The 6,602-nt window shown below is 50.4% G+C and carries 6 protein-coding genes and 1 pseudogene; 2 read left to right on the top strand and 5 right to left on the bottom strand.

Going from position 1 to position 6,602, the window contains the following annotated elements; genetic code table 11:
- Nucleotides 1-83 precede the first annotated feature (83 nt).
- Together DU506_RS09340 and DU506_RS09335 are read left to right on the top strand one after the other, a co-directional pair.
- Nucleotides 84-980 (top strand): reverse transcriptase domain-containing protein, encoded by an 897-nt coding sequence (locus DU506_RS09340; protein ID WP_114486669.1) that lies wholly within the window; start codon nucleotides 84-86, stop codon nucleotides 978-980.
- A 68-nt stretch (nucleotides 981-1,048) separates the two neighbouring features.
- Nucleotides 1,049-1,525: pseudogene (locus DU506_RS09335) on the top strand (IS3 family transposase); the annotation flags it as partial.
- Nucleotides 1,526-1,543: 18 nt separating this feature from the next.
- On the opposite strand, the gene DU506_RS09330 reads toward DU506_RS09335, so the two are convergent.
- The 5 genes from DU506_RS09330 to DU506_RS09315 all read right to left on the bottom strand — a co-directional run bounded on the left by DU506_RS09330 (nucleotide 1,544) and on the right by DU506_RS09315 (nucleotide 6,574).
- Nucleotides 1,544-2,452 (bottom strand): site-specific integrase, encoded by a 909-nt coding sequence (locus DU506_RS09330; RefSeq protein ID WP_220254336.1) that lies wholly within the window; start codon nucleotides 2,450-2,452, stop codon nucleotides 1,544-1,546.
- Nucleotides 2,379-2,828, bottom strand: a complete 450-nt coding sequence (locus DU506_RS21450) for a hypothetical protein (RefSeq protein WP_147273746.1) — start codon at nucleotides 2,826-2,828, stop codon at nucleotides 2,379-2,381. Before DU506_RS21450 ends, DU506_RS09330 begins: the two co-directional genes overlap by 74 nt.
- A gap of 60 nt (nucleotides 2,829-2,888) precedes the next feature.
- Complete coding sequence (locus DU506_RS09325) at nucleotides 2,889-4,271, bottom strand: undecaprenyl-phosphate glucose phosphotransferase (protein WP_114486666.1); 1,383 nt, start codon at nucleotides 4,269-4,271, stop codon at nucleotides 2,889-2,891.
- A gap of 148 nt (nucleotides 4,272-4,419) precedes the next feature.
- Nucleotides 4,420-5,526 carry a DUF1972 domain-containing protein gene (locus DU506_RS09320; protein WP_114486665.1) on the bottom strand — a complete coding sequence of 369 codons (1,107 nt, stop codon included), beginning with the start codon at nucleotides 5,524-5,526 and terminating at the stop codon, nucleotides 4,420-4,422.
- Nucleotides 5,527-5,536: 10 nt separating this feature from the next.
- On the bottom strand, nucleotides 5,537-6,574 hold the full coding sequence (locus tag DU506_RS09315; protein ID WP_181870727.1) for a glycosyltransferase family 4 protein: 1,038 nt from the start codon (nucleotides 6,572-6,574) through the stop codon (nucleotides 5,537-5,539).
- Nucleotides 6,575-6,602 lie beyond the last annotated feature (28 nt).

Here is a 6,602-nt window from a genome sequence, read left to right as displayed (position 1 = left end):
TTACAAAGAAGAGATTGTGATAGTGTTCAGAGTGGATCCAGATCCAGGGTGTAATGTTGGACAAAAGGCGACTGACTCAGTAGGTGGAGGCTCAATTATGCAAGATCGTAAGTGGCGTACTGTCACCGCTGCTCTCGAACATCATGCTCAATGAGTTCGATCAGTGGCTGGAACAACGCTACCTGAGCAAGAAAGCCCGCAAGGATCGCTGGTACTGGAACTCCAGTATTCAGCTGCAACGTCCTGTTGCCCTGCGTGAAGACCGCCAGTGGAAACCGGCGGTGGCCTATTGCCGTTATGCGGATGATTTCGTCTTAACCGTAAAGGGCAACAAGGCACAAGCCGATGCCATCCGTGAAGAATGTCGCCGGTTTCTGGAAGATGACCTGTCACTGGCCCTGAATATGGAAAAGACCCATATCACACACGTCAATGATGGCTTCATCTTCCTTGGACACCGGATCATTCGGAAATGGGGGCCTAGTGGCACTATGCGCCCCATCACTTCCATCCCCCGCGATAAGGCCAGAAACTTCGCCGCCACCTTGGTGAAGGAACTGTCCGGAAATCACAGCGAGAATCGGATCGGTATGGTAGACCGCCTAAACCGCCGCCTGGTGGGCTGGGCTACGTTCTACCAATTCACCGACTATACCGCGATGACGTACAAGAAGATTGATGGCATCGTTTTCTGGCGACTCGCCCACTGGTTGGCACGAAAGTACCGAGCATCGATCAAGTCCTTGATGCGAAAGCACTTCCGCCGACCTCAAGGGAAAGAGGCTAAGACATGGCAATTCTTCGGCCCCAACCACGCTGGTAATTTCTGTGTGGTAAGCCTGCGTCGACTGGTATCAAGCCGGAAAATGCGGTTCCGGTGGCGGCTTCCCGAAGCGAATCCGTACCTGCCTAGGGAAGAAGCACGCAATACCGTCACTTCTCGCTATCACGATGTTGCCTTGGCTCTGAGCCACGCTTGAATGGAGAGCCGTATGCGCTGAGAGGTGCACGTACGGTTCGGAGAGGAGAAGCAGGGAAATAGTACGACTACGCCCTGCTTCTTACTCTACTCCCCATGGCACGTGGGTTCATGTACCTTGTGGCCATCATGGATTGGCATAGCCGCCGTGTGCTCGCCTGGCGAGTATCGAACACCCTGGATACCGACTTCTGCATCGATGCCCTGGAGGATGCCCTCGCGCACCACGGACCACCCGAGATCTTCAATACGGATCAAGGCTGCCAGTTCACCAGCAAGGCATTCACTGACGTGCTGGATGCCCACGAGATCCGGATCAGCATGGACGGCAAGGGCAGTTACCAGGACAACATCTTCGTTGAGCGGCTCTGGCGCAGCGTGAAATACGAGTGCGTCTATCTGAAAGCCTTCGAGGATGGCGCTCACCTGCGCGAGGAGCTGAGTTGTTACTTTATCTGGTATAACAGGGATCGGCCCCATCAGGGACTCAACGATGTAACACCCGATGAGGTGTACTTCAATCAACCACTGACCCAGGCGGCCTGACGCCTGATGACAACCCGGTCAAAGCTTAGATCGCCTGTCAGGTGGTCCAATGGAAAGGGTCCACTTCAGTACACCTCCAGGCCAAGGAAGACTTAACGTGCGAAGAGCCTCAATATCCACCTTCGCATAGATGCGCGTCGTATCATGGCTCTTGTGCCGCAACAGTTGGCCGATCTGAGACAAGGTCGCACCAGAGCGAAGAAGCTCAGTGGCAAGGCTGTGGCGGAACAGATGTGCTCCTTGATGTGCGCAGTCACTGATCCCGGCACGCTTGAGAGCCGCCTTGGCGATCATCGTAATGGCGCAACCGGAGGCGAAGCCGACGTGAGGCGTCACTGTGCGGAGAAACAGCCGGCGACACGGTGAAGCCGGGCGATCATCGCGCAGGTAGGCAACGATGGCCGCGCCAACATCTGGGGGCATCGGCATCCGTGCCTGCTGCCGACCCTTGGCGTGAACGAGCATCGTCCCGGATCGCCAGTCGATATCATCTAGGGTGAGAGTCGCGACCTCGCTGGCCCGCAACCCAAGCTTGGCCAGCATCATGAGAATGGTGAAGTCCCGCCGCCCTAACGCCGTCGTTTGATCGCAAGCATCAAAGACCTTCTGAATCTGCACAACAGATAGATAGGTCGGCAGGCTTGCAAGCTTCCATCTCCTGATGGAGGGTACACAGTCTGCAAGAGCGAGCGGGGTCGATCCGCTGAGGTATAGATATCGGAGAAAAGCGCGTAGCGACCAGCACATCGCCTTCCCTGATGCCGCACTTCCGTCCCGAGCATGACGTTCGACGTAGCGGATAACGTCTTCCTGGCGGATTTTGCCGAGATCATCAGTACCGGCAGGGCACACCTCACGTAGAAACCGACGAATAATTGGTAAGTGGCGGATAATGGACTTCGGGGCCAGCCCGCGCTCCTGTCGCACCCAGCGCGATACCGCCCCACACCCATGATAGACGCGGAGGATAGGCCAGCATTAACAGCATGGCCGGTACCGCCAACAAGAACCGGCTGGGTTTGTCGAGGCCGCTACTGCCCTGCCCATCCCACCAGGCTTCGAGAAATCCGACGACGGCATACACCGCAAGTACCGTGATTATCAGCCAGTCCTGGCGAACCAGCCTGAGAGCGGGACGATTGATCAGTAGTACCGCACTCCCCAGAAAGAGCATCAAGGCGCCTAGCGAATAGCGACTGGGAACCACCAGGGAGATGGCTCCCAGCAATAGAACGGCAAGGCTTGTGTATAAACTTGAATCAAACGATGAAGCCTGGGGAGAGAAAATTTTCAAGGTATTCATAGGAAATGGTTTCCTGGCACCCTGTAAACCTGAGATCTATAAACTTGGGCAACGTCTAGCTCAGTAGGCATTTTTATTGAAAAATCCTTTAAATATCGTCAGAAAAATGATGCGTAGATCCAGCCAGACCGACCAGTTATCAATATACCAAAGATCGTATTCAACACGACGCTCCATCTTTTCCAAGGTATCGGTTTCACCCCGCAGACCGTTGACCTGCGCCCAGCCAGTGATACCCGGCTTGACCTTGTGGCGACGCATGTAGGACTCCACCAGATCCTTGTAATATTCATTGTGGGCCAAGGCGTGTGGGCGAGGGCCGACAATCGACATGCGACCCTGGAGCACGTTGTAGAACTGGGGAAGTTCATCCAATGAAGTGCGCCGCAAGAAAGCGCCCAACTTCGTCACTCGGGGATCTCCTTGCCTAGCCTGAGTAACTGAGCCTCCTTTTTCCTCATGGACTTCCATGGAACGAAATTTATAGACCTTGAACTGCGTACCGTTCGCCCCGGTACGATATTGCTTAAAAAGCACGGGGCCGGGTGAACTGAACTTGATAGCTACGGCAATCCCAATACACACTGGGAGGATCAAAATGCTGATCAAGCCACCCACGAGGATATCCTCAAGGCGCTTAATCACACGTGCCATACCGTTCATTGGAGTAACACTCAGGTCGATAGCATAATGCCCAGCTACTTCACTCATGCGATGATTGAGTAAATGCATATCTCGAAAATCGGGAATGAAACGAACTTCGGCCGTATGGTTGCGCAATGCATGAAAGATAGAGCGCACCACTCCGCCCATTTCTAGGGGTAGGCAAATCCATACCTCACGTGCTTCCGAGCTGCTTACTCGTCGTTTAAGACGCTCCAGGCAGGCAGCATCAGGTATTTGCGGCAGTCTTTCGATTCCAGCGATGGAGTAACCTTCACCGGGTGAGGCACGCATTCCTCTGGCAACTTCAAGCAGATGAAAGCCCGGCCCGACCAGAAACACGGAACGCCGTGCCCTGCCCTTCAAACGCGCCTGACGCAAGACCAACTGAGCCAGCACCCTGGCACCGCCCGCAATGACGAATGAAAACATTAATGACATTCCCACCCAAAGGCGCGAATAGCGCTCTGCAGCATGGGCAAAATAAATAATGGAAGTGGCAAGAATAGCCACAGCGAGCCAGACCATGAAAAGCCTGACCAATAATGTCGAAATGCGGGTCACACGCCAACGGGCATAGGCGCCTACCAAGCTGTTCATTAACAATACAAAAAGCGAAATGATGACGATGGCAAGCACGTAACGTTCATGTAATTGAAAGCTACCGAAACGCCACCCGTGAGCCAACATACTGCCCGCAACAATAGCAAATAAATCAACAATCGGTACAATTAGTTGGGCTGGATAGCGCTCTGTCAACCCTTTGGTTTTCCTAGACATATTTAATTCCGTTTCAGCGCTCTGCAAGAATACTGCCTCTGCAGCTTCCAGTTATTGATACATCCCAGCCTCCAGCAAACCGTATCAAAAAAAATCAGATCGGCACTGAATGATAGCCGGCTCTACGTACAGCGTATGAATTGCGTTGCTAGTTACTTTTTTCAAGCCACTTTAACAGTAATTTCTCATACTCTTGCAAGACCTGTTCCCACGTAAAATATTCGTAAAACTGCTGTTTGCTAGCGGCTCTCATACTTTCAACTTTGTCGTTATTTTCCAGGAGCGTATCGAACAAGCCCGCACACCCCGCCTCATCTTTAAAATACATGGCACCTGCACCTGCCACCCAGCGGTTGAAGTGATTGTCGTGGGCCATGACCGCACATCCAGCGCCTAGCGCCTCGACGAGGGAGGGATTGGTTCCACCGACACGATGACCATGTAGGTATAAATAACTAAAGTGGCGCAATGCTTGAACAATAGGAGCATCATAAATTGCTCCCGGAAAGATCACTTCATCACTGGCAGCTTCCATCACTTGGCGATGAAAAGCATTCTTTTGCGGCGTAAAACTCCCAAGCACCACAAGTTTGTGATTGCGTTGACAGCTACTAAAAGCACGCACCATTTCCAGAAAGGAATTTTCCGGCTCAGGACGAGCAATGATGATCGAAAATTGACGTGGTTCAAGATCAAAGGGAGCCAAGAGCTCTTCGTCAGCGGATTTAACATCATCCCCACCATAAGGAATCATGGTAATTTTTGACTCACTAACACGCGAGGCTAGATGTCTTTTAATTTCAGGGTGGTCGGCGACAAGGTGGTTACCAACCCAACATCCTGCTCTTTCATTCAACCAGAACCAGGTCTTGGCAAGCGGGCCCCATTTATCTCGGCGCCATTCTATTCCATCCATATTGATGAGATTTATCTGGCTACCCAAACGCTGCATCAGGTTAAAAACCGCGGTATTATATCCAAGCGTGAGAAATAAACCTTTTTGTCGGAAGGCATTCCAAGTGACTTTCCAATCGAAAATAATGGTCCCGGCGGCTCCTTCCTGATTCACTGGAATGTGAATGCGCCTGACACCCCTCCACTCAGTTTCGCTAATACTTCCTTTACCCGATTCTTGGCAATATACAACTACTTCCCAGCCATGACTTACCAGATAAGGCGCCAATTTCTCCACGAAAGTCTCAAAACCACCATGGCTAGCAGGAATTCCTCTCGTACCAAGAATAAAAAGTCTCATTGAATTCCTCTCAACACAGCAGCTTCTGGTAAGCAGATAAGGTTTGTTGTGCCGCCTTGCGCCACGAATATTCGTTTTCAATCATTTCAGAAATACCGGGATCGTATGGAGCCTGTATCGCTTTCAGCACCGCCTCTTTCATAGAATGAGAGTCTGCGGGGTCGCAATAAAATGCATAGTCCTTAAAATATTCACGAACCGACCCTTTATCTGACACCACAATATTGCAGCCTGCATAGGCAGCCTCCAAACTAACCAAACCAGGAGTTTCGATCCAGCTTGTCAGAACGTTAACCTTTGCTTTCGTCATGTGCCGGAACACTTCAGACTGGTCGAGATGAGACAGAAACTCAACATTCCCTCTCTTCTCTGCGAGTTTTTTCAAGCGCTCATAATATTTTTGGCTATTAGGACCAGGATTTCCGATAAAGAGAACTTTAAAATCCGTATGCATTATTGACTCGAGAAATCCAATCTGGTTCTTTCTCGAGTCAATACGAGCAACAAAAGTCACCAAGTCTTGACGTACTTCTTCTTTAGTATCTTCTTTTATAAATTCAAAAACATCCGTATCAATCGCATTATTGACTACCGAATAAGGCTTATCAACATCCAATCTATTGAATAACGCTTGGGCTTCCATCTCGGAATTTGGCAAAAGCAAGTCAACGGATTCCACAATCTCTCGCTGTGAGGTTATATAACTATTAAAAACCCCCTTTAAATAGACACTTTCTCGCCGCATTAACAGCTTGGCAAGTGCCTTAGCCCTTTCAAAACCATTAATGCCGAACAATGTATAAAACAATGACTGCAAGGGAGGCGCGCCATTTTTGGCATAATCATCAAAAGGCCAATAAATAGTGGACAAAACAACCTTTCCCTGGTAATTCACTTTTTCCAATTTTTCTATATAACCAAAAAGATCATAAACCCACGTCAGATCCGTCAGATGCACAATATCATAATTGGAAAAATCTGCATTTTCTGGATCTGTAACTAAATCACTCTGCACACCAATCTCTTCCAAATATTGCTTGGTTTTCATTATCTGAATCTGCGCTCCACCTGGAGCG

This window comes from Vreelandella rituensis (genome assembly GCF_003336665.1).
In the GTDB taxonomy this organism is placed as follows: domain Bacteria; phylum Pseudomonadota; class Gammaproteobacteria; order Pseudomonadales; family Halomonadaceae; genus Vreelandella; species Vreelandella rituensis.
This window is presented reverse-complemented; position numbering and strand designations above follow the sequence as displayed.

Excerpts from the sequence above, each read along its gene's own strand:
- DU506_RS21450 (WP_147273746.1), bottom strand. The coding sequence starts at position 2,828 with ATGAATACCTTGAAAATTTTCTCTCCCCAGGCTTCATCGTTTGATTCA.
- DU506_RS09315 (WP_181870727.1), bottom strand. The coding sequence starts at position 6,574 with ATGAAAACCAAGCAATATTTGGAAGAGATTGGTGTGCAGAGTGATTTA.
- DU506_RS09325 (WP_114486666.1), bottom strand. The coding sequence starts at position 4,271 with ATGTCTAGGAAAACCAAAGGGTTGACAGAGCGCTATCCAGCCCAACTA.
- DU506_RS09320 (WP_114486665.1), bottom strand. The coding sequence starts at position 5,526 with ATGAGACTTTTTATTCTTGGTACGAGAGGAATTCCTGCTAGCCATGGT.